Annotated in this window: 20 protein-coding genes; 9 read left to right on the top strand and 11 right to left on the bottom strand. The window is 61.6% G+C overall.

Annotated features, from left to right (window positions below; translation table 11 throughout):
- Nucleotides 1-195 precede the first annotated feature (195 nt).
- Nucleotides 196-1347, bottom strand: coding sequence for a sulfite oxidase (locus NKI73_RS30135; RefSeq protein WP_352635280.1), 1152 nt, complete (start codon nt 1345-1347; stop codon nt 196-198).
- A 466-nt stretch (nt 1348-1813) separates the two neighbouring features.
- On the opposite strand from NKI73_RS30135, the gene NKI73_RS30130 reads away from it, so the two are divergent.
- A complete protein-coding gene (locus NKI73_RS30130; RefSeq protein ID WP_352635278.1) occupies nt 1814-1963 on the top strand; it encodes a hypothetical protein in 150 nt (49 codons plus the stop codon).
- A 15-nt stretch (nt 1964-1978) separates the two neighbouring features.
- On the opposite strand, the gene NKI73_RS30125 is transcribed toward NKI73_RS30130, so the two are convergent.
- The 4 genes from NKI73_RS30125 to NKI73_RS30110 all read right to left on the bottom strand — a co-directional run bounded on the left by NKI73_RS30125 (nt 1979) and on the right by NKI73_RS30110 (nt 7560).
- Nucleotides 1979-2638, bottom strand: coding sequence for a hypothetical protein (locus tag NKI73_RS30125; protein ID WP_352635276.1), 660 nt, complete (start codon nt 2636-2638; stop codon nt 1979-1981).
- 85 nt (nt 2639-2723) lie between these two features.
- On the bottom strand, nt 2724-3818 hold the full coding sequence (locus NKI73_RS30120) for a hypothetical protein (protein WP_352635275.1): 1095 nt from the start codon (nt 3816-3818) through the stop codon (nt 2724-2726).
- The gene (locus tag NKI73_RS30115) at nt 3818-6022 is read right to left on the bottom strand and encodes a sensor histidine kinase (RefSeq protein WP_352635273.1); all 2205 of its coding nucleotides are present in this window, start codon (nt 6020-6022) and stop codon (nt 3818-3820) included. The genes NKI73_RS30120 and NKI73_RS30115 overlap by 1 nt, the downstream gene beginning before the upstream one ends.
- Complete coding sequence (locus tag NKI73_RS30110) at nt 6019-7560, bottom strand: N-6 DNA methylase (RefSeq protein WP_352635272.1); 1542 nt, start codon at nt 7558-7560, stop codon at nt 6019-6021. Before NKI73_RS30110 ends, NKI73_RS30115 begins: the two co-directional genes overlap by 4 nt.
- A 286-nt stretch (nt 7561-7846) precedes the next feature.
- Between NKI73_RS30110 and minC the strand changes: the two genes are divergently transcribed.
- The 6 genes from minC to NKI73_RS30080 all read left to right on the top strand — a co-directional run bounded on the left by minC (nt 7847) and on the right by NKI73_RS30080 (nt 14108).
- Nucleotides 7847-8656 carry a septum site-determining protein MinC gene (gene minC, locus NKI73_RS30105; RefSeq protein ID WP_352635270.1) on the top strand — a complete coding sequence of 270 codons (810 nt, stop codon included), beginning with the start codon at nt 7847-7849 and terminating at the stop codon, nt 8654-8656.
- A gap of 66 nt (nt 8657-8722) precedes the next feature.
- A complete protein-coding gene (gene minD / locus NKI73_RS30100) occupies nt 8723-9538 on the top strand; it encodes a septum site-determining protein MinD (RefSeq protein WP_352635268.1) in 816 nt (271 codons plus the stop codon).
- Nucleotides 9535-9807, top strand: a complete 273-nt coding sequence (gene minE, locus NKI73_RS30095; RefSeq protein ID WP_024501686.1) for a cell division topological specificity factor MinE — start codon at nt 9535-9537, stop codon at nt 9805-9807. The genes minD and minE overlap by 4 nt, the downstream gene beginning before the upstream one ends.
- Before the next feature lie 260 nt (nt 9808-10067).
- A complete protein-coding gene (locus tag NKI73_RS30090) occupies nt 10068-11255 on the top strand; it encodes a PAS domain-containing protein (RefSeq protein ID WP_352635265.1) in 1188 nt (395 codons plus the stop codon).
- A complete protein-coding gene (locus NKI73_RS30085) occupies nt 11252-12271 on the top strand; it encodes a sensor domain-containing diguanylate cyclase (protein WP_352635263.1) in 1020 nt (339 codons plus the stop codon). Before NKI73_RS30090 ends, NKI73_RS30085 begins: the two co-directional genes overlap by 4 nt.
- Nucleotides 12272-12614: 343 nt before the next feature.
- A complete protein-coding gene (locus NKI73_RS30080) occupies nt 12615-14108 on the top strand; it encodes a coiled-coil domain-containing protein (protein ID WP_352635261.1) in 1494 nt (497 codons plus the stop codon).
- 352 nt (nt 14109-14460) lie between these two features.
- Here the strand turns inward: NKI73_RS30080 and NKI73_RS30075 are convergent, their stop codons facing one another.
- From NKI73_RS30075 to NKI73_RS30050, 6 genes are all read right to left on the bottom strand, one after another.
- On the bottom strand, nt 14461-16245 hold the full coding sequence (locus tag NKI73_RS30075; RefSeq protein ID WP_352635259.1) for an ABC transporter ATP-binding protein: 1785 nt from the start codon (nt 16243-16245) through the stop codon (nt 14461-14463).
- A 9-nt stretch (nt 16246-16254) separates the two neighbouring features.
- Entirely contained in the window at nt 16255-17286 is a 1032-nt protein-coding gene (locus NKI73_RS30070) for a glycosyltransferase family 2 protein (protein ID WP_352635257.1), read from the bottom strand.
- A gap of 3 nt (nt 17287-17289) precedes the next feature.
- Nucleotides 17290-18396 carry a glycosyltransferase family 2 protein gene (locus tag NKI73_RS30065; protein ID WP_352635255.1) on the bottom strand — a complete coding sequence of 369 codons (1107 nt, stop codon included), beginning with the start codon at nt 18394-18396 and terminating at the stop codon, nt 17290-17292.
- The gene (locus NKI73_RS30060) at nt 18393-19562 is read right to left on the bottom strand and encodes an acyltransferase family protein (RefSeq protein WP_352635253.1); all 1170 of its coding nucleotides are present in this window, start codon (nt 19560-19562) and stop codon (nt 18393-18395) included. The genes NKI73_RS30065 and NKI73_RS30060 overlap by 4 nt, the downstream gene beginning before the upstream one ends.
- 625 nt (nt 19563-20187) lie before the next feature.
- Nucleotides 20188-21429, bottom strand: coding sequence for an ATP-binding protein (locus NKI73_RS30055; RefSeq protein ID WP_352635251.1), 1242 nt, complete (start codon nt 21427-21429; stop codon nt 20188-20190).
- Nucleotides 21426-22154: a response regulator gene (locus NKI73_RS30050; protein WP_352635284.1), complete on the bottom strand. Its 729-nt coding sequence runs from the start codon at nt 22152-22154 to the stop codon at nt 21426-21428. Before NKI73_RS30050 ends, NKI73_RS30055 begins: the two co-directional genes overlap by 4 nt.
- Nucleotides 22155-22379: 225 nt before the next feature.
- Here NKI73_RS30050 and NKI73_RS30045 point away from each other — a divergent pair, with 225 nt between their 5' ends.
- Together NKI73_RS30045 and NKI73_RS30040 are read left to right on the top strand one after the other, a co-directional pair.
- The gene (locus NKI73_RS30045; RefSeq protein ID WP_352635249.1) at nt 22380-23096 is read left to right on the top strand and encodes a hypothetical protein; all 717 of its coding nucleotides are present in this window, start codon (nt 22380-22382) and stop codon (nt 23094-23096) included.
- 144 nt (nt 23097-23240) lie between these two features.
- Nucleotides 23241-23471 (top strand): hypothetical protein, encoded by a 231-nt coding sequence (locus tag NKI73_RS30040; RefSeq protein WP_352635247.1) that lies wholly within the window; start codon nt 23241-23243, stop codon nt 23469-23471.
- The last annotated feature ends 11 nt before the right edge of the window (nt 23472-23482 follow it).

Raw genomic sequence — 23482 nt, 5'->3', positions numbered from 1 at the left:
TCAGGCATGCGGCATTCAGGCGGAAGCATTGCTTCGATGAAAGGTCGACCCCCACTCCGTCGAGCTTCGCTCGCCACCTCTCCCCCGATCGACGGGGGAGAGGAAAGGCGCGAGATTTGCAAACCGATCACGCGCGGCCGGCTCGGCATGACAATTTTGCCACTTCGCTGGGCCCTGCAAGCCTCCCGACTCTCCTCAAACGATCTTGACGCGCCGCGTGACCTGGCCATTGCTCTCCCAGTATGTGTGCTTCTTGGCAATCAAGGGATCGTCCATTGCTGGTTGAATTTGTCCGGTGGTGCTGACCGCGCGCGAGGTCACCGTGTGTTCTCCCGGCGAGGGGTTTGCCCAGGGCAGGGACCAGATTTTCCAGGCGTGTTCGGCCTCCTCGCTGTGGTCGATGGTCGCCGGCGCCCAGGGCGCTTGATCGATTTGCACTTCGACCCGGTCGATCGGTGCCCCCCAGGCTGCTCCGACGATGGCGTAGTCCGAGCCTTTCTTGGTGACCTTCGCGGGTGCCGACTTCAGCAGCGCCCGGCCCACCGAGGTCTCGGTCCATACGGTCTCGCCATTGTGGTCTTCCTCGCGGATGGTGACATAGTCGCGGGCCATCAGAAGGCTCATGAACCTTGTGTCGCGAACCTCGATGCGCTTCAGCCACTTGACGTTGGCGATCCCGTACCAGCCCGGAGCAATGAGCCGCAGCGGGAAGCCGTTGGCCGCCGGCAAGGCAGCGCCGTTCATTTCATAGCAGAGGAGATTGTCCGGGTTCATCGCGTCAGCGAGCGACATGCTGCGCGCGAAATTCTGCTTCATCTTGACGTCGCGTATCGGGATCTCGCTTTCGTCAGTACCGAAAAAGACGACCTCGATGCCCTTCTCGTGAACGCCGGCTTCCTCGAGGATCGGCGCCAGCGGCGTCCCTGCCCAGCGGGCGTTGCCGATGCCGCCGGTGAAAAAGGGAAACCCGTGGTTGCCCGAGCATTCCACCGTGAAAACCACCTCCTGGCGCGGCCGCGCCCTGATGTCGGCGAGCGACAGCTTCAGGGGCTTCTTGACCAGGCCCTCGATCTCCATGGACCATGTCTTCCCGTCGATCGTCGGTCGATTGAAGTGCGAGATGCTGAAGAACTTGTCGTTTGGCGTTATCCAGCTATCCAGATCCTCCCAGACAAGCTGCGATTGGATACCTACCGGATCGGGATTTTTGGTCGGCTGATCCAGCCACGGAACGACTTCCTCGCCCGCCTGTGCTGGAAAAGCGTAGGCGCGACGTGAGAGAGCAGCGATCGCGACAAGAGCCACGCTTCCTTGAATAAGAAGTTCCCTGCGTTGAATGCCATGCATGTTGTTTACCTCCCAGTTGATCCGGAACAGGCTGCAACGTGCGATAGGCCGTAGCCTGATCACGGGTAGGCGGCACAATGAAAGTCATGCCCAGCCGGAAGTATCCGGATAGGTCAGACAATCACCGACGCACCTCAAGCATGTGTTGGACGAAACTCTGGCATGCGTTTCGCAATCCAAGAGTGCGCCTTTGAAAAGGACGTGTCCACAACTTGGACGGGACATGACAATTTTGTGGCAGACCGATTTGCTGTCGTGCCAGGATCATTGCTGCTCAGATTGCAACAAGCCGGCCGAAGTCTTCGGTGAGGCGCACGAGGACCGAGGCGCTGAAGTTTGCGCCCGTCGAACTGGATCGCCGGGTGGCGAGTTCCGACGTGCTGGAGGTCGAGGGTGCGCACCGGCCTATCGGGCGACGAGGCGACTCAAGGCCAAGCGGAAATCCTGATCAGCCAGGGAGAGCGAGATGATCCGGAAACTGAAAGACGGAAAATACCGGCTCTATTCACGCAAGGAGGACGAAAAGACCGGCAAGCGGCGGAATCTGGAGACGTTCGATAGCCGAGAGGCGGCGGAGAAGCATGAGCTCGAGGTGCGGTATTTTAAGCGGCATTGAGGGGGAAATGGTGCGCTATTCGTGCGCGGTGTAAAGAAGTGCGCGGCGGCGGTTTTCATCGCGTATGGCAGGCTCGTACAGTTTCCAAATGACGTCCCTCTGGCGCTCTATGACGAGATTGTACTCAGGAATATTTCTCAAGTTTCGCCAGAGAGGTCCGTTGTGCTGGGAAAGTACTGTATCTAGAGCCAAACTCGGACAGACAGGACTCACTGCAATCCTTGGGCCGGAATATTGCATGAGCCCCCGCAACCTTTGCGCGTTGCCCCCGAGAGCCGGACCGGGCACAAACCCCTCAGCGGCGCAGAAGGTTTCTTGGGCGTGGCCGCCTCGCTGATAGTGAAAGAGTGGGTGAGCTTCGCGAGGAGGTTTATTTTTGGGATCCTCGTACTTGCGTTGAGTATCGATGCGCCAATGGTCTTCGAGGCTGACAATGATATTCTGAATCTGAAGTAGGCCTCGCACACACACTTGTACTTCGCAAAAAATGTCCTCAACCTTCAGAGCTTCTCCGGTTTGTAAAATCTCGAAGCTGAATTTTAGCTCGGCTTCGACGATCTTGGTGTTCTGTGGATGGATACCTTGATCGCGTGGGATTGGGATGGGCAGGCTACCAGTGATAGGTTTGCCGCTTTTCTTAGCGGCGAGTACTGATCCAGCCAGACTCCAGATCATCTGCGCAGTATCCGCGGTTTCCTCTCGCCGACTTAGAGGGGCCGCCAGAGACAAAAATGCTTCAGCTACTTCTGAAATCATGAGGTTAACGCAGTTTTTCGCGGTCTGCTGCGCTAATGCGAGTGTCCTCGCGCTGGCGTATTGCAACTCCGTAGCTTGCCATAAGAGGGTCGACCCAAGCCGGCAAATCGTTGGGCAATGTTAGCTTGATCCCACGACTTGGGTCTACTGGAATATACTCAGGTTCATCCCTTTCCAAGCTCAACTGGCACCACCGCCATGGTCTCTCGCCAGGACTCGTCTCGGGCATCTTCAGCGGTACGAATTCGACCTTCAACGACCGGGACAAAATCTTGACACGTTCAGCGACTGAAGTTGCGGAAAGGGGGCTGCTAGCGCCGTCGAGGCTGTACCAAGCTTGGTCTACGCCTGACGACCACCATCGCTCAGCAAAATCCTGACCCACGCCCCGATACTCAGAGGATGCAAGCCACTTCTCAATTGTATTCCATGTTTCCTCATTCGCCGAAAGGCCGAGCCGCATCGCGAGAGTCTGCCGGTCAACCATAACCCCGACGGCATTGAAGCAACTCCGAAGAAAAGTACCGGCCGCCACATGGATGGGGCCTACAAAGCCAGAAGCCAAGCGGGTAGTCAAAGCCCGATGAACCCACTCTTCCAGCTGATCGCCAGTTAGCCCAAGGAGCTCTTCAACCAACTTGACGTCTGCCTTACCTGCCGGCTTCTCCCTCTTGATTTTGTGGTAAGCTCCATAAACTGCCTCAGTCAACTTGAGTCTCGCCGCAACAGAAACGGCGCTACGTCCGACTTCGGCTTTAAACAAGTAGTCGTCAAAAAGATCGTCGCTTGTGGGATCGCCGCGAACATTCTTCGCAATTGGTCCCGGGTTCGCGAACCGGATTATTGGGAAATCTTCTAGGCTGCCATTTTTTTGGCGCGCGCGAATATCTTGGGCAAGGCCAAGACCTGTCCCTAGCATACCGACCTCCCCGGAAAGATCGACATCCATAAGCACCCCCGCCGGATCGGGATTCTGGTCCAGCAAGAGTTTGCGCGCGGCGGATGGTTGGATGTGATCAACCTTGATATCGACCTTGCCAAGTTCACTCGCGTAGGCGGCAGCGTCAGCTTGATCGTCCACAAAAAGCCAATTGGTCATCACACGTCCTCCGCGGGCAAGCGTATTTCCATACAGGTTGCGTAACCCTCCGGTGGCTCCCCTACCGATACAGTACCTCCTGTGTTCGATGCGATCTGTTCCACGATCCAAAGTCCAAGACCGGTCCCGGTGGCATGGGCAGAGTCGGGTGCACGTGCCGCTGGCGCACTTTGCGTTGTGAAAAAGGGGTCAAAGATGCGTTCACGGACCTCTTCGGGGATGCCGGCACCTGTGTCGCAAAAGCGCAGTCTCACTTGGCCTTCATCCGCCATGCGGTCGGCGACAATCAAAATGTGCCGTTCTTTGCTCGTGCGCTTCATCGCTTTTAAGGCGTTGGTATGGAAGTTCAGCAGGACGGACGCCAACTCAGCCTCGTGCATCGGCGCAGTATAAAGGGCGTCCAAAGGTGGTGTTTTGATTTCGATAGCAGTGGATTGCGTCAAAGCGTGAGCAGACAGCCCCCTGGCGAAGTCCTCTACTGCTCGAGAAAGGCTAACCGGATGTATCTCTCGTACCGCACGGCTGGCGACTGTGCTGTTCAGATACGCCGTTAAGGTGTCGAGTCGTATAAGTGCCTGTTGCGCTCTCTCCGCTTGAGAGCCAAACTCTTCATCATCTCCTTTTGCGGCTAAGGCCACCTCGAAGACACGACCCAAGTCTAAGCGGAAGGCCTCAAAGGCCATTCCAGTTTCGTGACTAAATTCCGCAGTGGTCATGCCAATTGACGATAGCAAGCGTAGCATCGCTGACTCATCGGCAAGTCGCGCTTGGCGAATTTCCAGCTTAACCACTTCTTGTTCCATAAGCTGTTCGGCTTCGGCTGCATGATCCGCGGCCGCCTGAGCAGATCCTCGATTTCCTTGCTCTTGAGCGGCTCGTTCTGCGGCTTCACGAGCCTCACGCATCGCTCGACGAGCCTCCGCAAGCGCTGCAGTCCTTTCTGGGTTTGGAGACTCGCGACTGGTGCTGACCTTGCGACCTCGGTCGGCCTGTATCTCGTTCGCAGCGCCGATAAGGACTGCCGATGAGACGTCGCGAAGTTCTTGGAATGCCTGTGTGTCGATTAAACCCTCGCGCGATGTATGCTCTTCAAAATGAACTCCATCGACGTCGTGGACTTCGACAACGCCAAACCAGTTTCGGTTGGCTATCGGGGCAAGCTCATTGCGTTGACCGTAGCGTTGATCGAGTCCAAGCCAATCGTCATCTGGTTCACCATAGGGCGGAACTCTGAAGCCATTTCGGTAAAGGCGGATGCCACCCTCGCGTCGCATTACGTCTCTCAGACGATTTAGCACGACCCCTGGGAGGCCAGTATTTTCACCGGAGAGAATTACATGGAAGGCCTTCATATGAACGTTACGCAATACTTGGTAGGGTGGCGGATTGGCATTGTTGCGGTGGGATGCATGGATTGAGCGCCAAGGCCGCAGGGATCCGAAGGCATTCCTAGAAATACACCAACTGGCATGACCATCGCCATCGACCCGCATTTCCACAATCACTGGAAAATGATCCAGGACCTCCGTTTGCATATCGGCTATAATGATGTTGTCCTGATAGAGGTCGCCTTCATCTAGGAAGCGCACGCTAAAACCGGGATCGGTGCGAGGATCTGCCGTTGGGGCAACTGGGAACGGCTGTTGCAAAGCCATAACGCCGCGCCAGCAAGCCCTAACCTGTGGAACGGTCCAACTGTCGTAGAGTTTGTCGATTCTAATGCGCGTCCCAGCGATGCTAGGAGGTAGCTCTTCTAGAGAGATCGGCACATCTTCGAGCCGTCTGCCAGGTTTGAATTCAGCCCAATCGACAGTAAGTTGTAGCGTGTTAGGTTGCCCCTCAGCATAAGTTGTCAGGATCAAATGGTCACCGAGGCGCTGAGTGGAGAAGCGACCCAGCCCTTTTCGACCCGCGCGAGGGCGTCCGTACTTTTGACTTGTTGGGTTTGCTACCTTGTTTTCTGAAGCGAGACGCAGGAACCCATCCTCAAGGTCACTGCGGCTCATTCCAGTTCCGTTGTCCGTGATTTGGAGGCTCGCACTTAGACTGCCGCGCCCTTCAAACAATACCGTTACCTCAGTCGCATCAGCATCGAATGCATTCTTGACCAGTTCGACTAGCGCGGTCTCTTGCTTCGCCACAAGCTGGCGGCCCAAACGCGCAATTATAGCGGCGTCTGTATGAAAAGCTCGGCGATTCGTCATTCTCGATCGATCTCCCGCCTGCCCGTTCGCCTGACGCGGCGCTTTCTCTGTAGTACTAGGTTCATTTCGTGAGCTGCAGTGGCCCAAGACGAACCGAGCAGGACTGGGAGAAGGGCTTCATCGGCAATCTCCCTAGCATTGTCCAAAAGGCCCTGCCGCAATGCGATATCTGCGCGACCGAGCGCTATTATTGCTTTACCGCTGACTGGCAAAATCGGTAGTTGCCTAACCTCTTTCGGCTCGAACTTAAGGACACCTCCTCCATATGTTCGTCCAGCAGTCTCCCCCATCAGTTGCCCGAAAGTACTAATTATTGTTAACGCCGCCGTCGCTCGTTGCGCATCGTCTACCTCGTTATTAAAACGAACAGCGTGTAGGGTGTTTGTACACGTAATGCCTTGCTCGACTAGAGAGAGTCTTGGCCCGAGGTCGTTCATGTAGGTGAAGACTGCGTCGCATTTGACGGCCTCAACTCGCCACCAAGGAGAGCGCTTCGAAAACCAAGCCGTGTTGCGGCGAGCGTACGAATTAAGCAGCGCTAGGCGACTGCGGACAGGGCCTTGACGGCTGCCTAGATCCTGGGGGCGGAGAAGCCAAGTTTTTTGACCGCTTACCGCTAGCTTCTGGAGGTCATCGCGTGAAGTAGACAATCCTAAGACGTGGCGTGCGCGCGTTACAGCAGGTATCAGGTCGTTCTCTTGGAGGTTATGGGCATTTACCTCTTGTTGAGAGAGGAGAAATATTCGATTGGCTCCGGTAACTGATCCAATCGAAATGTCCGCGATAGTGTTAAGTGTCATAGACACTTCAGCAAGTCGCGAGCAACAGGGGGGGAGTTTGCTCGAGTGGCTTTGCGACGCTCCGATCTCATAACTCCAGATTCCGCCTTTGATTTGATTGGTTGGGGTGGCCTGATAGCCTTCGCAAAGGAGTAGCGCTCCGCGTTCGTCGGCCCCGCCGATCCAATTTGGCACCGTAGGCAGTTCGTGAAGTGACACCTCTCTGAATTCAGCTTTTAGTTGCTCCATCAGGTGCCGCGCGTAGTCGGCAAATGTGGCTGCGGCAGGGACCACGAAAGCCATCCGCCCGCCCGGACGTAGGAACAACCGCGCGTGAAGGACGAAATAGGTCCACAATCCGGCAGGTCCCTTTACCGCAAAGCGATTTCGCAATGACGTTCGAAGTGTCTCCTCGATCTGATGGTTTCGCGTGAACGGGGGGTTTGCTAGGACCACATCGACAGGTCGCGTAGTGGTAGGATCAAGATCGAAGAAGTTCTGCTCAAGAAGTTCGATATCTCCGACAATTTGGCCAGCGAGAGCGTTGATTGCCGTTGCATCGACATCGCAAGCGACAGCACTCAACCGGCCGCCGAGTAAAGCGGACCGATTAATAGCGGCGACAAGAAGTGCGCCATCACCGACACTAGGCTCAAGAATACGCTCATTGCCTGTCCGAATCGCCCAACCGGCGAACGAGGAAGCCTCAGCTGCGGGCGTATAATATTGCCCGAGTTGCTTCCGGGCTACGCCTGACATGTTGGACATATTCTCGCCATTCCAAACCTCGCAAAATACGCTGCTGCCGCGCTGATTTGCATATCATAGCACATAGCGAGTGGGACACTTTGCCGACCCCAGAAATTTCCATCCGCCAATGCGGTGGAGTGCTGTGAGCTTCGGAACACCTAGATGCGACCGGTTCGAGGGTTGCTCTGGCTCCAACACCATCACGCCTCACCCACCCCCATCCCCACCCCTCGCATTAACCATTCGTTAACCATTCCCTCGCTAGCGTTTACCTCTCAGTAAGGATTCGCCAGCCGTGACTTTTGCCGCTCCCCTCGAGGCCAAATCCATTCGTTTTCGCGCCCGCTCCTTCGTCGCTTTCACGCTGACTCCGGAAGATCCTTTGGCGGCCTGGCTGGAAGGGCTGGATCACTGGATCGGCAACTCGCCTGGGTATTTTTCCGGGCGGCCGGTGCTGCTCGATCTCAACACCTTGAAGCCCGATGTCGCCGCGATCGAATCGCTGGTCGACGTGCTTGGCCATCGCGGCATCCGCATCTACGCCATCGAGCTCGACGGCCACACCGCACTCGCGCCTAACTTGCCGCCGGTGCTGGTCGGCGCCAAGGAGGCGACGACGGATGGCCTGCTGCCCGGCCGTAAGGCGAGCGCGGAGGTTTCCGGCACATCGGAGGGCAAGGCCGAGGGCAGGGCGCCTGAAGCCGGCCCGGACAAGGTCGGCAAGGCTGGCGCAAGCAAGGTGGACGAAAGCGAGCCGCAGGTTGCGCAGGAAGCTTCGGGCACGCTGATGATCAAGGCACCGATCCGCTCCGGCCAGGCGATCGTGCATCCGCATGGCGATGTCATCGTGCTGGGCTCGGTCGCGTCCGGCTCGGAGATCATCGCGGCCGGCTCGATCCATGTCTACGGCACGCTGCGCGGGCGCGCTTCGGCGGGTGCGCTGGGCAATACAGGCGCGCGCATCTTCTGCCGCAAGAACGAGGCGGAGCTTCTGGCGGTTGACGGCTGGTACGTCACCGCCGAGGAGATGGAAGGCGTTTCGCGCGGCAAACCGGTGCAGGCATTTCTCGACGGCGAGGGCCTGCGCGTCGCGACACTGAGCTGACATTCGATAATGGGCGGCCGATGGCCGCCTGGCAAGAACAACAAACCAACAACGGAGGCTTTTTTCATGGGCAAGGTAGTGGTGGTCACCTCGGGCAAGGGGGGCGTCGGCAAGACGACCTCGACGGCGGCCCTTGGTGCCGCGGTCGCCAAGACCGGCAAGAAGGTGGCGCTTGTCGATTTCGACGTCGGCCTGCGCAACCTCGACCTGATCATGGGCGCCGAACGCCGCGTGGTGTTCGACCTCGTCAACGTCATCCAGGGCACGGCGAAGCTTTCGCAGGCGCTGATCCGCGACAAGCGGGTGGAGACGCTGTTCCTGCTGCCGGCCTCGCAGACGCGCGACAAGGATGCGCTGACCGAGGAGGGCGTCGGCGAAGTCATCGACAAGCTGCGCTCGGTGTTCGACTACGTGTTCTGCGACAGCCCGGCCGGCATCGAGCGCGGCGCGCAGCTCGCCATGCGCTTCGCCGACGAGGCGGTCATCGTCACCAATCCGGAAGTGAGCTCGGTGCGCGATTCCGATCGCATCATCGGGCTGCTCGACGCCCGCACCATGAAGGCCGAGCAGGGCGAGCACATCGCCAAGCATGTGCTGGTCACCCGCTACGATGCCGCCCGCGCTTCGCGCGGCGAAATGCTGTCCATCGACGACGTGCTGGAAATCCTGTCGGTGCCGCTGCTCGGCATCATTCCCGAGAGCCAGGATGTGCTGCGCGCTTCCAACCTCGGTTCGCCGGTGACGCTGTCGGAGCCGCTCAACACCGCCGCACGCGCCTATCTCGACGCCGCAAGGCGGCTCGAGGGCGAGGAATTGCCTGTTATCGTGCCCTTCGAACGCAAGGGTTTCCTCGATCGTCTTTTGGGAAGGAGGGCGGCATGAACCTGCTCGACATCTTCAAGCGGCGCTCCAGCGCGCCGGTGGCGCGCGAGCGGCTGCAAGTGCTGCTCGCCTATGAGCGCCGCAACCGCAGCCAGCCCGACCTCGTCTCCATCCTGCGCGAGGAGATCATGGCCGTCATCGCCAAGCATGTGCAGATCGACCAGGATTATCTCCAGGTCTCGATGGACCGCGGCGAGACCATGTCGACGCTGGAAATCGACATCCAGATCCCCAACAAGAGTGCTGTGCCGCTGGCGATGGCGGGATGATCTTTTTTACCCTCCCCCTTGTGGGGAGGGTCGATCCGCAACGTGGATCGGGGTGGGGGTCGGCGCCAGCACCCCCACCCGGACCTGCGGTCCGACCTCCCCACAAGGGGGAGGTGGGGAGCCCAGCCCGCTCCCTCCGCGCGAGGAGCAGCGCCTGGCGTCGTTAGGACGATGATAAGCATTTGGTAATAAACCATAGGAAATGAAATGCAGGCTCAATCTGGCGTATAAGATGCCGTCGTTCTCGGCGGGGCCATGACGTGCGCATCAAGAGCCAGATCATTCTCTCCATGGTGGCCGCCGCGGCCCTGATCGGGCTGGTCGGCGGCGTCGCGATTTTTACGCAGATAGCGGCGACCAAATCGCTGGGGTTGACCGAGGCGACCAACGTCGCGCGGGAATTGGCCGACACTATCGTCTTCAAATCAACCGATGGGACGCCTTCGCTGCTCGAGCGGCCCGAGGCGCTCAAGCAATTCATGGTGAACCAGCACCGCCGCCTGCACCGGGATTTCCTGGTCCTCGACAGCAACAAGATCATCCTTGCCCATGCCGCCGACGAAGAGCACCAGGTTGGCGAGAAATTCGATCACGACCCCGGCAACGCAATCGGCCAGACCTTGGCGGACGGCATTCCGCGCAGATTTGTCGACCCGGAGGAAGTGAACGCCATACTGGCCGTTCCGATCGAACATCCTGAGGATACGATCATCGGGGCCGTGCTGCTGGAATATGACCCCGTTCTGCATGCCGCGGAGCAGCGCACCAACAGCCTGCTCTGGCTGGTTGGCCTCAGCGCGGCGGCCGCCGTGCTGGTCGCGGTCGGCTTCGCATGGCTGCTGCTCAGCCGTTTCGGCTCCGGCCTCAGGGACATGATGCGCGGCATGGAAGCGCTGGCGAAAGGCAATGCCATGGCGCGCATCAGTCACGCCCGCAACGATGAATTCGGGCAGCTGGCCGATGGCTTCAACACGATGGCGGACCAGCTTGCATCGGCGCGGGCGCATGTCGAGGACATCGTCGAGACGGCTGCCGAAGGCATCGCGGTTCTGGACGGCGACGGCCGCATCGCCAGCGCCAATCCGGCGGCGGCAACGATGATCGGGCGGCGCGCCGACAAGATCGTCGGGCAGCAATGGGATTCGGTGCTGACGGTTCGCGACCCCAGAGGCGGCGCGTTCGCGGCCGGCGCTTCTCCCATCGAAATGGCGCTAGCCACCGGCCGCCGGCACCAGGGCGAAGTGCGCCTGACCAGATCCGACGGCTCGCATCTGCCGGTCATCGCCAGTTGCAGTCCGCTCAGCCGATCCGAAGGCGGTCTGGTCCTCACGCTCAACGACATCAGCGAGCTGCGGCGCGCGGAAGGGGTGGTCAACGAACGTGCCGATCAGCTGGCGCTCCTCAACCGCGAACTGCACGAGAAGTCCGAAACACGACCCGTCTGGTGAAGCTTGGGGAACTGCTGCAGGCCTGCGTCACCTTCCCGGAAGCGTTCTCGGTGGTCGGCACCGCCATGGCCGAGTTCCTCGGTGGCTTGAGCGGAACCGTCCACTTGACCAGCGCGTCGCGCAACCTGGTGGAAGAGATGGCCCATTGGGGCGACGTCCGCTCGAGCGCCACGCAATTCGCGCCGGAAGACTGCTGGGCGCTCAGACGCGGCCAGGAACATGTCGCCGGCCCCGGCATGCTCACGCCGCGCTGCGCGCATATCACCGAGAACGGCAAGAAGGGCTATGTCTGCATGCCTCTGGCGGCGCAAGGCGAAACGCTGGGCATCCTTCATCTGTGCGAGCCGAATGCGGCCGAGAAGCCGCAATGGCTGGCTGAAAGACAGCAGATCCTGCGCGGCGTCGTCGACACGCTGGCGCTGGCGCTGGCCAATCTGCGCCTGCGCGAGACGCTGCGGCAGCAGTCGATCCGCGATCCGAACACCGGTCTGTTCAACCGGCGATATCTCGAGGAGACGAGCAGCCGCGAACTGCGCCGGATGGAGCGCTCGGGCCAGCCGCTGGTGGTCATCATGCTCGATGTCGATCATTTCAAGCAGTTCAACGATACGTTCGGCCACGAAGCCGGCGACCTTGTCCTCAAGCAGGTCGCCGCCACCTTGATCGAGCACGCCAGGGATAGCGATGTCGTGTCGCGCTACGGCGGCGAGGAGTTTGCCCTGGTCATGCCGGGAAGCTCGGTCCAGGAAGGTGCCGAGCGGGCGGAAGCGCTGCGCCAGGCAATCAGGAAGCTTCATTTGACGCATCGCGGCCGAACGCTGGGCACCGTCACAGCCTCGTTCGGGGTCGCTGCTTACCCCGAGCATGGCGTGGGCTGGGCCGAATTGACCAATGCCGCGGATCACGCGCTCTACGATGCCAAGGGCAACGGGCGCGACCGGGTCGCCATCGCGCTGGGCAACGCGCCCGATGAGCGACCTCCGATCCAGTTGGTGCCATCCCCGAAAGGCAGCTGAGACGCTTTCGGGGTAGGGCACTCAGTCTCGTCCGCGATAATCACCCAGCGCCCGCCAAGCCGGATCAGGCGAGTTCTCGGCGGCACATCTCGCCCGAGGTCTCCCGGCGCGGGCTTTGCCTTGCGAGCCACGGGTCTTGCCGCCCTTCAGAGCCCCCAAACCGTGAGACAAGGAACAAGCTTTTCCACGGCAACGGCATCGCGTCGCTCGCGGCATCCCACCCCAAATGTCCCAAATTAACCTTTGTGCCAACGCGGGCTTCCCCTACGCAATCAGCGGATGTAGGATATATTAGCAATTCGTTAAGTTCTGGGTTGAGGGTATGCGTAAAGGGAGTTCGGTCATGAACTTCAGAGGCCTGATCAAGCGTGCTGAAGAGGTAGACAAAGCAGTCCAGGACCTGCAGGTCGAATTGGCGGACCAGGATCTGCAGATCGAATTGGCGGACGCGCTGGGTGCAAGTCTCGACGCCGAGGATCTTGCGTCGCCAAAGAGCGACGATGTCGCCGATCCCCCCGCAGGACCTGACGACCCGCCATCCGAGGCCAATGCGGCAAATGCGGATGGTGCGAACAACGCGGACAGTACGGACGATACGGACAGGTCCGAAACCGCGCCACGACTGACACCCCATACCCAGACCCGACTGGCTGCATTGAGTGCCTTTGAAGGGCTCTTCCATGACGCCAGGGATTATCTGGAGGAGATCAACGACAGACTGTCGGAGATCGGGACCTCACACCATTTGACGCGCGAATTCCTCAACATCCTGCACAGCGACATACTGCGCGCCAACGAACTGGAGCTGGTAAATGCCGGCCTGGCCGCCGAACAAAGAACGCTGTCGGAAAAGCTGCACGACGCGGTGAGAAAGCTGCGTGAGCGTGAAGGCGCTTTCGACCTGCTGCAACAGCGCGAGACAAGCCTGGTTCAGGACAGGGAGGCGCTTCGTGCGGCGCTTGCCGCGACAAGGCTGGAACTCGTGGAGACAGCCAATGCGAGCGCCAAGCGCGAGGCTGAGTTCGGCGACATCGCCAAGCGGCTGACCGGCAGAACGGTCGAGGCCAACAGGCGCTTGCGCGAGAGCAAGATGCTGCGGGAAAAGCATGTCAACCTGTCGATCGAACTCGACAAGGCGCTGAAGCGGGAATCCCAGGCGCGCCACAGGCTCGACGAGCTCTCGACGATCCATGCCAGCGAAGCCGCGCGGCTTGCGGAACTGCTGGCCGCGCTCGGCAAGAGCGAGAAGGAGGAGATGCGGCTCCAGAAGTCGCTTGAGGCCGCACAGGCGAAGCTGTCGGAAACAACCGAAGCGGCCCGCATGATGGAAGGCGACAGGGAAGCCGAGCTGGCTCGCGGTCAGGCGGAAATGCGCGGGTTGGGTTCGGAGATCCAGAATCTGCAGTCGCGACTGGAGCAAACCTCGAACGAGAACAGCGACGCCGTCAGCGAGATCGCCAGGCTCAAGAGTGAATTGAACGACACCCTGGCCGAAAGGAAAATCGCCGATGAAAGATTGTCCGCGCTCACCAACGAGAACGAAAGCGACAAGACAAGCCTTTCGAAGTTGAACGCCAATCTTTCACAGCTTGCGCTGCAACAGGCATCGGAACAGATACAGTTCGATGTCCAGAGGCAGGAGTGCGAGGACCTCAGGGCCGAAATCGTGTCGCTCAATGCCCGGATCAAGGAGCTGCTGCCCTACGAGCGGCTCCACAAGGCCACCAACGGCAGACAGCGCGAGGGTGAGGTGGTCGAGATTGCCGGCGTGATGGCGGAGAAGGCACGGGCAACGGGCAGGCGGCGCACCCGCAGGACCCTCCGCGCGGCGACTTAAGCTCGTCATTCCAGGGTGCTCCGCGAGAACGCTTCGCCGGACGGCCGGAGGTGACCCCGGACGACAGCGCCAGGAGGGGAGGCCGGCACCTCATCCGGAGAGTAAACCAATGGGGCACCGGCCAGGCGGATCGACAGGTCCGCCGCACAGGCAAGCTAGCGTGCCTCAGCTCCGCAACGCATTGGTGCGATCACGGAAGGTGTCAGCGGCAATCTCCTGGACTTCTGATTCGAACCATGCGGCGACCCGCCAGCCGGCAGGCCACGAACGCCTGCGGGAAGCGATCGCATGGCCCTCGTTTTTATGCATGTCGTTGAGCCAAAAACCGCTGCGCACTTTTGGGCGACACGGATCAGTCTAGCGGTTCGTGCTGGTAAAGCTCGTCCATGCTGAGCGATGCCAGGGCGCCGAAAGGTGCCTGCTTTTTCACCCGGCCGCCGCTGAGGATAACCACGTCGTCGCAGAACGAGATGGTGCTGTGATGATGGCTGATGACGATGGTCGTGCGGCGGCCGGCTCTCGACTTCAGGGTCTCGACGATTGCCGCTTCCGACAGTCCGTCCACCGCATTGGTGGCTTCGTCCAGGATGAGGAGATCGGGATCGCGCACCAGGGCCCTGGCCAATGCGATCCGCTGCCTCTGTCCCGCCGACAAATTGACACCCCTGTAGCCAACCAGTGTCTCGTAACCCTGAGGCAGCCGTTCGATGAATTCATGCGCTTCGGCCAACTTTGCGGCGCCCTCGGCGTCGCCGACTGTCGCCGCGTCCTGCCCGTAGATTATGTTTTCAAAAATGGTGCCATCGACCAATTCCAGCTCCTGGCTGGCCAGGGCGATGTGCCGTCGCCACTGGCTGGCGTCGATCCGGTCGAGGGGCGATCCATCGACCAGAATCCTGCCGGTGTCGGGTTCCACAAAGCGGCACAGGAGATTGACGATCGTCGTCTTGCCGGCGCCCGAGCGGCCGATCAGCGCCGTCGAGCGGCCGCTGCCGATTTCGAACGTCGCCGAATGCAGCACCACTTCACGCCGGTCTGTGCCGGAATAGGTGAAGGTCACATCATCGAACCTGATGCCCTGGCGTAGACCGTGGAACGGCCCGTCGCCTTGCGGTGGTTGCGGCTTGCCAGTGGGATCCAGCATCCATGTCACCTCTTCGAGCGATCCGCTCAGGCCTTGCAGCTGGCTCCACGACCCTTGCAGGGCCCGCATATGCGGCTGCAGCCTGTAGAGCAGTATGACGAACGCGATGATCAGCGGGAAACTCACTTGCGCCAGCCAGGCGCCGATCACCACCGCCAGGAACAGCATGGCGTGGAGAACCTCCGTCAGCGGCGGCAACGCTCCCTGGCGCACAAGCAGGGCGAACGAGGCGCGGCGAACAGCATCGGACGCCGTATCGAATATCGCCTTCTCCCGGTTCTCCTGTCCGAAGATGCGGATCAGCCGTCCGGCATGCACAAGGTGGAGCATCTGCGAGGCGAGGTGGCCGTTGCGCGAAGCGACGCTGCGGCTGGGCTCCTTCAGATTGGCCGAGAGGATGGCGTGCGCGATCTGGACGAGCGCCAGTCCGAGCGTGACCAGCAGCGTCATGCGCCACGAAAGCAGCAGCAGGAAAGCCAGGAGGATGATGGCGGCCGATGCGCTGACGATGGCCGACAGCATGATCTGGATCGCATCGGACGCCCGCCAGGATTCGTTGGAGATGATGTTGAGCAGCCGTCCCGGACTCTGCCGCAGGAAGAACGGGTAACCGACCCGCAAGAGCTGCTCCGACAAGGCGCTGCGGATCGAATGACTTGCCTTGCCGGAGATGAAGGTCGTCAGCAGCGTGTTGGCGAAGGCGAAGACGTTCTTCAGGACGATCGAGCCGAGGATGGCGACTGAAATGGCGACAAGCCGGTCGCGTTCGCTCAAGCCCGATCCGACGTGCTGGAGGACAGCGGAGAAACCGGCCATTCCCGCCGCATCCCCGTGTCCCATGATGATGCCCAGCAACGGGATGATCAGGCCGATGCCGAACCCTTCGAGGGCAGCGCTGACCAGACCGAGAACCACCACGGCCGGAAGCAGTCGCAGTTGCCGCTTTCCGAACGCTCGGAACAGCATCGGCAGGCTTGGCGGTAGCAATGGCATTATAGCATTTCACCTCGCCTGGGCATTGGCTTGTTGATCTTGCCGCAACGGAGCCTGCGGCCGTCTCGCCAGCAGGAGAACCGCGAACCTGGCCGCGCCGAGCAAATTCATGGAGACGATCGGCCAGTGCGACAGGTTGAGTTCACGATCGAACGCAGGCCCGCCCGCCAATTCGCGAAAAGCCCCTCTTGCGGCCCAGTAGAAATGGCGAAGCAGCCAGGGCGCATGGCGAACATGTTTCAGGCAGAGCCCGCCATTGCCCAGGCTATAGTCGCGGTGGAGCTTTTCGATGGCTTTGCGATCCCGCCGGCCGTGATGATGGAATATCGTCATGTCAGGCACATACTCGACCGGGATGCCGAGCAACATCGCTCGCACGAGGTAATCGGTGTCCTCGGCCGACCGCAGGGGGCCGCCGGCGCCGAAGCGTTCGTCGAAATAGCCGATGCGGGCCGCGACATCGCGGTGCATCGTCATGTTGCAGCCCAGCACAAAACCGCCGGGATGAACATCTGGTGTCAGCCGCGCGCGCACAAGCGACCGCTTGATGGTGAACGGCAAATCCCTGGGATCGCCAAGCTCGACACGACCTCCCCGGATGAGCCATCGTTCCCCGGACGCATAATGTCGCTCCAGATCGCGCAGGTAGTCGCGATGGACCGCGCAATCATCATCGACGAAGACCAGCACATGGCCCCGCGCGCGCCTCAGCCCGGCGTTGCGGGCAGCCGCCAATCCGGGACGCGGCTCGCAAATGGCCGTGAATGGAATGTCCGACATCTCGGCGATGCTGGCCAGGCGTTCGGCCGTGCGGTCGCTCGAACCGTTGTCGACGACCACGAGTTCGGCCGCGAAGCCGGCATGTGCGCGGCACGCGGCTTGCACCGACTTGATGCAGGCCTCCAGCACGGCGACACGGTTGCGCGTGCAGATGATGAAGCTGACTTCCGGCGCCGATCGTTCCGGGCGGGGACCGGTCGAAGCGGCGCCAAGCGCCGTCGAACGATCGCGCTGCAGGGGTTGGTGGGCTTTGACGATCATCCCTCAGCCCGCCTGATAAGGTGCCAAAACCGCCGCAGCGGGCGCGGATTTGAAGAAGTATGCCATGGCGTCCGCTTGCCTGCTGGCCGACAGCGAGGCGAGGCTGAGCCAGGGCGCCCAGGCGCCGGGCCGCAGCGCATATTGCTCGCGACGCCGGATGACGTTCCACTTCGCGGTCCGCGTCAGCAATTCATGCGTCAGCGGGGGCTGCTTTTCGTCGGCTACGAGCTGGTAGATGAAATAGAATAGGTTCAGCGCACCGGCCTCGAAGCTCGGCCGCGTCGCGGCCGGCAGCGAGCAAATCTCCTCCTCCAGCGCGACGATGAAGTTGGCCGCACGGGTAACGGTGTCGTGGCTGACCGTGTCGCCAATGTCGCGCAGGTCCCGCGTGGTTTCCGCCAGGCCCTCGCGCTCGAGGTTCTCGGCCACGATCCGCAAATGCGTCCTGCGCATCTCCTTGACGTGCCGGCTGGTCACGCTTGCCTGATGGACGCGGTACACGACCAGGTTTTCGGGCATCATGGCTGCCGGGTAACGGCCGGCCAGCCGCCTGAAAAGATCGAAATCCTCGGCGTGCCTGTAGGTCTGGTCGTAGTGGAGAACGCCGTCGTTGACGATCTTCCTGTTGAAGACCACCGTCGGGTGCATGAAGATCGTGAAGAACATCGCCAATATAGGGATGCGGCCGAACTGGAACACCGGATCGGGCTTGCCCCTGGCGATGCGGCCGCGGATCAACATGTCGACGCCGGCGCCGCAGAAGCCCAACTCGGGCCGCCGTTCAAACAGCGCCACCTGGCGCGACAAGCGCCAGGGATAGGCGACATCGTCGGCGTCCATCCGCGCGACCAGCTCGCCCCGGGCGACCGCCAGCCCTTCGTTGAGCGTCGCGACGAGGCCGTGGTTTTCGCGCGAGATGATCGAGATGCGGCTGTCGGCCTCCCGGCATCGCTCGAGGATCTCGAGCGAATTGTCGGTTGACCCGTCATCGATCGCGATGATTTCCAGGCGGCCGTAATCCTGCCGCAGGATGCTTCCCAGTGCGGCGGCGAGATAGGGCCCGGCATTGTAGACCGGCAGCAGGACGGAGACGAGCGGCGCGGCGGTCATCGTCTTGCATCCGTTCGCTGGAGGTCGAGCGATGGCGTCCTGCCATCGGGCGATCCGCCGGCCGCCCTCGCGAGCCAACCGCCATGGCCGGTCTGTGCGGCACTGGCGCGTGCGACATAGGGGAAGTGGCGCTTGAGGCTGTTGAGCGGCCTTTCGAAAACCACCCAGGAAATCGAGGCCACGACGATTGTGGCTGCGCTTGCAACCAGGAACCGCCCTGGCCCTTGCTCCGAGACATTGAGCGGAATCCAGGGCTGCGACTTGACGGCGAGCGATAGCAATATCGGATGATAGAGATAAACGCCGTAGCTGATGCGGCCGAGACCAAGCAGCGGCGGCAATTCGGCAAGCTTGCCGAGGCGGCCGCCAAGGCCGCGCGAACAGGCGGCGACGATGACCATCAGCGGCACCAGGGGCAGGACTTGCCGCACCAGCCAATGGGCCCATTCCAGGGTCGGATCGGCAGGGGCCGGGACAAACCACTCGATCATCAGGAATGCGGCCGCGAAGGCAGGCCAGCCGAGCCGCATCCATTGCGGCAGGCCGGCGCCCCTGGACCGCCAGCAGGCAAGCAGCGCACCCGACGCCAGCGCATCCATGGATGCCGGCGGCAGCAGGTCGCGCGCCAACGCCGGGTTGGCGGTGACCGGCCAATAGAAGCGATAGGCCAGCGACAGCGCGATGACGCCGATGCAGATCGTCTCGAATCGGCGGCGTGGGGCCAGCAGGACGACCAGCGGCCAGGCGAGATAGAACTGCTCCTCGATGCTCAAGCTCCAGAAATGGCACAGCACCCAAGGGTTCCAGTCATTGCGTAGCGCATACCAGAAATTCGACAGATAAAGCGCATGCCAGACCAACGACCCCCTGGACTGGTCCAGGTCGACCAACCAGACGAAACCCAGGACGGCAAAATAGGGCGGGAATATCCGCAGCGCGCGCCTGATGTAGAAGGATCGCAGCGCGGGGCCGGTTTCAAATTCGGCCGCCGAACGCGCTTCCAGGAGCAGGCGCGTGATCAGGAAGCCGCTTAGCACGAAGAACAGCCGCACGCCGATATGGCCCCAAAAGGAAGATCCTCCCGCCGCGAAGAAATGGGAATACAACACCATCGTCACGGCGATGGCCCTCAGTGCATCCAGTTGGATGTCGCGAGCGTTTCCCATTAGCGGCTTCCGCCGGCGTGATGTCCGCGACGAAGTTGCCAGCTGGCCGTTTCGAGCGGCAGGCCAAGGGGGACGAGCTTCCCCAGAGCGCCGGCACCGTCAAACCCGCGCCTTTCGAGTCCGATCGGGGCGAGTCCGATCGGGCCGGGCTCGAAATCGACGGACGCACAGTTGGTCAACCTGGTGGGATCCTCCACGGCGTATGTCCAGTCGCAAACGAGTCCCCCAGGAGATCGTTCGGCTACGGCATTGTGCGGCGCAACACAAAAAATCTACCCGGCTGAAATACTTATGTGAGCAAGCGCTAAAAATTGACATAACCGGTCATCTCTCGCCGGTTTTGGCGATTTTTCTCAGATTTTAAATCCTATGGTTTAAGTCGTGTCGACATTCCCGCTTCGATTGATTGGGAATAGGTCTTGGCCTATAGGAACAAGAAAGCCATGGCTCTTTGGTAGATCGTCGAAATTTTGCAATCTATATTTATACTATATGGATTAGATCATGTTTCCGCGGAGAAATTAGTCGAAGTCATTGGCTTTGCGCGGTGCAGCATGGTCGCCGGATTTTCGTCGGTTGCCGCCCGGCTCCGGCTGAGCGGGCCTCTGCTGCGGGCCGCCAGCCATCACACCGCCTTGAACACCACCGTCTGAGCCAACCCGCCGCCCTTGCGGTTTTCCAGCGTCACGGTGCCGCCGTAGCGCTCGATGATTTCCTTGGCGATGGCGAGGCCGAGGCCGGCGCCCGGAATGGATTGCAGGCGGCCGGGGTCGACGCGGAAGAAGGGCTCGAACGCCTTGTTCAGCAGCTCCGGCGGAATCCCCGGCCCATGGTCGGAGATGGTCAGCACGGCGCGGTTGTTCGCCACGGCAAGGTCGATGCGGCACGCCTTGCCATGGGTGGCGGCGTTGACGATCAGATTGCGCAAGGCGCGGCGCAGGCCGAGCGCGCCGGCCCGCACGCAAACCTTGTCCAGGTGCCCGATGGAGACGGGATGGCCGAGCGACACCATCTCGGCTTCGATATCGCGCACCGTCTTTTCCAGATCGACCGGTTCGACGGCGTCCTGGTTCACCTCTTCGCGCACCAGGCGGATGGCGCTGTCGGCGATGCGGTCGAGCTCGTCGAGGTCGTGAAGCCATTTGTCGCGCTCGTCGTCGAGGAACTCGGCGCGCAGCCGCATGCGCGTCATCGGCGTGCGCAGATCGTGGCCAGCGGCGGCGACCAGCCGCATGCGGCTTTCCATGGCGGTTCGCAGCCGCGACGAGAGCTGGTTCAGCGCATGCGCGGTGGCCTTGACCTCGGCCGAACCCACTTCCGGCACCGCCGCCAGCACGCCATCCGATCCGATCTTGGAGACGGCGGCCTCCAGCATCTCGAGCGGCCGGATCAGTACGGAGGTGAAATAGACCGACACCGCCGTGGCGCCGGCTACAATCAGCGAGATCCAGCCGGCCAGAACCAGCCATTCGCGCCGTGGCGGATTGATGTGGGGAACCTCCATGATCGCCCAGCGATTGTCGGGCAGGCGCACCGATGCAAGCTGGCCGGGTTCATCCGCCTTGTCGTTGACGACGGCCAGGACATCGAGGCCCCGGCGGCGCAATATGTCGTTGAGCATCGCCGTTTCCGCGCGATCCACCTTGCCGCCAGCCGGATGGTCGCTGAATTGCACCCGCAGGACGTCCGGGATCGGGCCGGGCAGAAGCCCTACCACCAGTTCCATCTGTTGGGCGACCCAGGGCACGGTCAATTCCGGAGGCGGCCCGCCGCCCCGAACGCTGATGACGGCGGCCGTTGCCAGGGCTACCACGCCGACGATCGAGGCGACCAGCAGCAGGATGAGTCGCCGGCGCAGCGAGTTCACGCCTGGCTCTCCACCGTGTCGACGCGCGCGGTGAGCTGGTAGCCGCCGTTGCGCACTGTTTTGAACAGCGGCCCGTCGCCGGTATCGCTGAATTTGCGGCGCAGCCGGCTCACCAGCACATCGACCGAACGTTCGAGTGGGTCGCGCTCGCGGCCTTGCGTCAGGTCGAGAAGCTGGTCGCGTGACAGCAACCGGCCGGGACGGTCGAGAAACACCTGCAGCAGGTCGAACTCGGCGCCGGTGAGATCGACGGCCAGCCCTTGCGCATCCGTCACCTTGCGGGTGTCCGGCTCCAGCCTGTAGCGGGCAAAGCGGTAGACACGGGCGCGCGGCGGCGCAGGCACCTCATCGGGCGTCGAACGCCTGAGCACGGCGCGGATGCGGGCGGTGAGTTCGCGCGGATTGAAGGGCTTGCCGAGATAGTCGTCGGCGCCGAGTTCCAGGCCGATGATGCGGTCGACATCCTCCTTCAGCGCCGTCAGCAGGATGACCGGGATGTGCGGCTTGCGGTCGCGCAGGCTACGGCAGATATCGAGCCCCGAGCCGTCCGGCAACATGACGTCGAGCACGATCAGGTCGAATTGGCCCTGGCCAAGCTTCTGTTCGCATTCGCGCCGGTCCGCCGCCGCCGAGACGCGAAAGCCCTGGCCGTCGAGATAGCGCTGGAGAAGCGTCCTGATCTCACGGTCGTCGTCGACGACGAGGATATGGGGTTGTGACTGCATCATCGTGCCCTTGCCCGTGATTGTAGGGGCTTGGCCGCGATTATAGGGAGAGCCGCGCCCAAGCGGCATGGAAAATTGCAACTGAATGTTTCCGGCCGGCGCGTGGAAACATTCGGAAACAAATTGCCCTTTTGCGGAAACCTTCGGCAACACGCCGACGCGAAGCGGACAAACACGCTTCCTATCCTCTCATTTGTCCGAAGCATGAGAGAAAGGAACACCGTCATGCGAAGCAGATTTCTTGCGCTCGGCCTGTTTTCCGTCGCCGCAATTCACCCCGTGCTGGCGGCACAGCCCGATCCGGGCCCCGGCGAGGCGCCACCGGTCATGGCAATGCAGGATGGACCCGACCATGGCCCAATGGCTTGGTTCGGCCAGAATGGGCCCGGCCCGCATGGACCGATGCGGCATGGTCCGCAGGGTTTTGGCCCGCAAGCTTTTGGACCGGAAGGCTTTGGCCCTCGCCGCATGGGGCCGCCGCCGGAATTCATGCTGGCGGCCCGGCTGGCCGCGCTTGAGACCCGCGTCGGCATCCGCACCGAACAGCTCGACGCCTGGCGCGACTATACCAGCGCGCTGCAGGCCGTGCTTTCGCCGCCGCGGCCCGACCATGGGCGGCCCGGTGGCCCTGATGGCCCCGGCAATCCTGAAGCGAAAGGCCCCGACACATCGGGCCCGGGCGGCGGGCCAGATCCCTTCGCCTTCCAGGAGAAACTGGCCGACGACGTCACTGCTCGCGCGGTCTCCGCCGGCAAGCTGAAGGAGGCGATCGCTGAACTGCGCGCCAAGCTGACCCCCGAACAGCTCGAACTCCTCGCGTCGGCGGAACCTCCGCATGGACCACCCCCCGGTCCCTGGGGCGGCCCGCCGGACGATGCAGCCGGCCCCAGAGGCCTGCCTAACGATGGCAGGCAGCTCCCGCCCCAGCCCAGGAACGACTGATAACCCTGACCGGCTGCACCGGCCCGGTACCCAACCCGTTCTCGGGCCGGTCGGCTCTTCAGGGCGGGCGTATCTCCGCCATTCCCTCGTTTCAGTCCAATTCGAATCACGCATGGAAGCACGACAATGTGGGAAGCCATGATCATGCTGCGACTGCTCGCGTCCGCCAGTCCGAGATTGTCGTTCGGCCATGCCGGACGCGGTCTTCCGCTGTCCGGACGCGGTATCCCGCTGTCCGGACGCGCCATGCCGCTGGCCCTGCCGGTCGACACACTGAAGGGCGCGATCCGCCTGAGCTTCGCCGCCTGGCGGCTGTCGCTTCCGCTTTCAGGTTCGCCAAACAGCCACGGAAACCATGACCGCAAGATCGCGTGAGACTCCGGCAA

Source organism: Mesorhizobium sp. M0496 (assembly GCF_040321205.1).
Classification (GTDB): domain Bacteria; phylum Pseudomonadota; class Alphaproteobacteria; order Rhizobiales; family Rhizobiaceae; genus Mesorhizobium.
Note: the sequence above shows the minus strand (reverse complement) of the source record. Positions and strands in the feature narration are given on the sequence as shown.

Excerpts from the sequence above, each read along its gene's own strand:
- NKI73_RS30135 (WP_352635280.1), bottom strand. The coding sequence starts at position 1,347 with ATGCATGGCATTCAACGCAGGGAACTTCTTATTCAAGGAAGCGTGGCT.
- NKI73_RS30130 (WP_352635278.1), top strand. The coding sequence starts at position 1,814 with ATGATCCGGAAACTGAAAGACGGAAAATACCGGCTCTATTCACGCAAG.
- NKI73_RS30125 (WP_352635276.1), bottom strand. The coding sequence starts at position 2,638 with ATGATCTGGAGTCTGGCTGGATCAGTACTCGCCGCTAAGAAAAGCGGC.
- NKI73_RS30120 (WP_352635275.1), bottom strand. The coding sequence starts at position 3,818 with ATGACCAATTGGCTTTTTGTGGACGATCAAGCTGACGCTGCCGCCTAC.
- NKI73_RS30115 (WP_352635273.1), bottom strand. The coding sequence starts at position 6,022 with ATGACGAATCGCCGAGCTTTTCATACAGACGCCGCTATAATTGCGCGT.
- NKI73_RS30110 (WP_352635272.1), bottom strand. The coding sequence starts at position 7,560 with ATGTCAGGCGTAGCCCGGAAGCAACTCGGGCAATATTATACGCCCGCA.
- minD (WP_352635268.1), top strand. The coding sequence starts at position 8,723 with ATGGGCAAGGTAGTGGTGGTCACCTCGGGCAAGGGGGGCGTCGGCAAG.
- minE (WP_024501686.1), top strand. The coding sequence starts at position 9,535 with ATGAACCTGCTCGACATCTTCAAGCGGCGCTCCAGCGCGCCGGTGGCG.
- NKI73_RS30080 (WP_352635261.1), top strand. The coding sequence starts at position 12,615 with ATGAACTTCAGAGGCCTGATCAAGCGTGCTGAAGAGGTAGACAAAGCA.
- NKI73_RS30075 (WP_352635259.1), bottom strand. The coding sequence starts at position 16,245 with ATGCCATTGCTACCGCCAAGCCTGCCGATGCTGTTCCGAGCGTTCGGA.
- NKI73_RS30070 (WP_352635257.1), bottom strand. The coding sequence starts at position 17,286 with ATGATCGTCAAAGCCCACCAACCCCTGCAGCGCGATCGTTCGACGGCG.
- NKI73_RS30065 (WP_352635255.1), bottom strand. The coding sequence starts at position 18,396 with ATGACCGCCGCGCCGCTCGTCTCCGTCCTGCTGCCGGTCTACAATGCC.
- NKI73_RS30060 (WP_352635253.1), bottom strand. The coding sequence starts at position 19,562 with ATGGGAAACGCTCGCGACATCCAACTGGATGCACTGAGGGCCATCGCC.
- NKI73_RS30050 (WP_352635284.1), bottom strand. The coding sequence starts at position 22,154 with ATGCAGTCACAACCCCATATCCTCGTCGTCGACGACGACCGTGAGATC.
- NKI73_RS30045 (WP_352635249.1), top strand. The coding sequence starts at position 22,380 with ATGCGAAGCAGATTTCTTGCGCTCGGCCTGTTTTCCGTCGCCGCAATT.
- NKI73_RS30040 (WP_352635247.1), top strand. The coding sequence starts at position 23,241 with ATGCTGCGACTGCTCGCGTCCGCCAGTCCGAGATTGTCGTTCGGCCAT.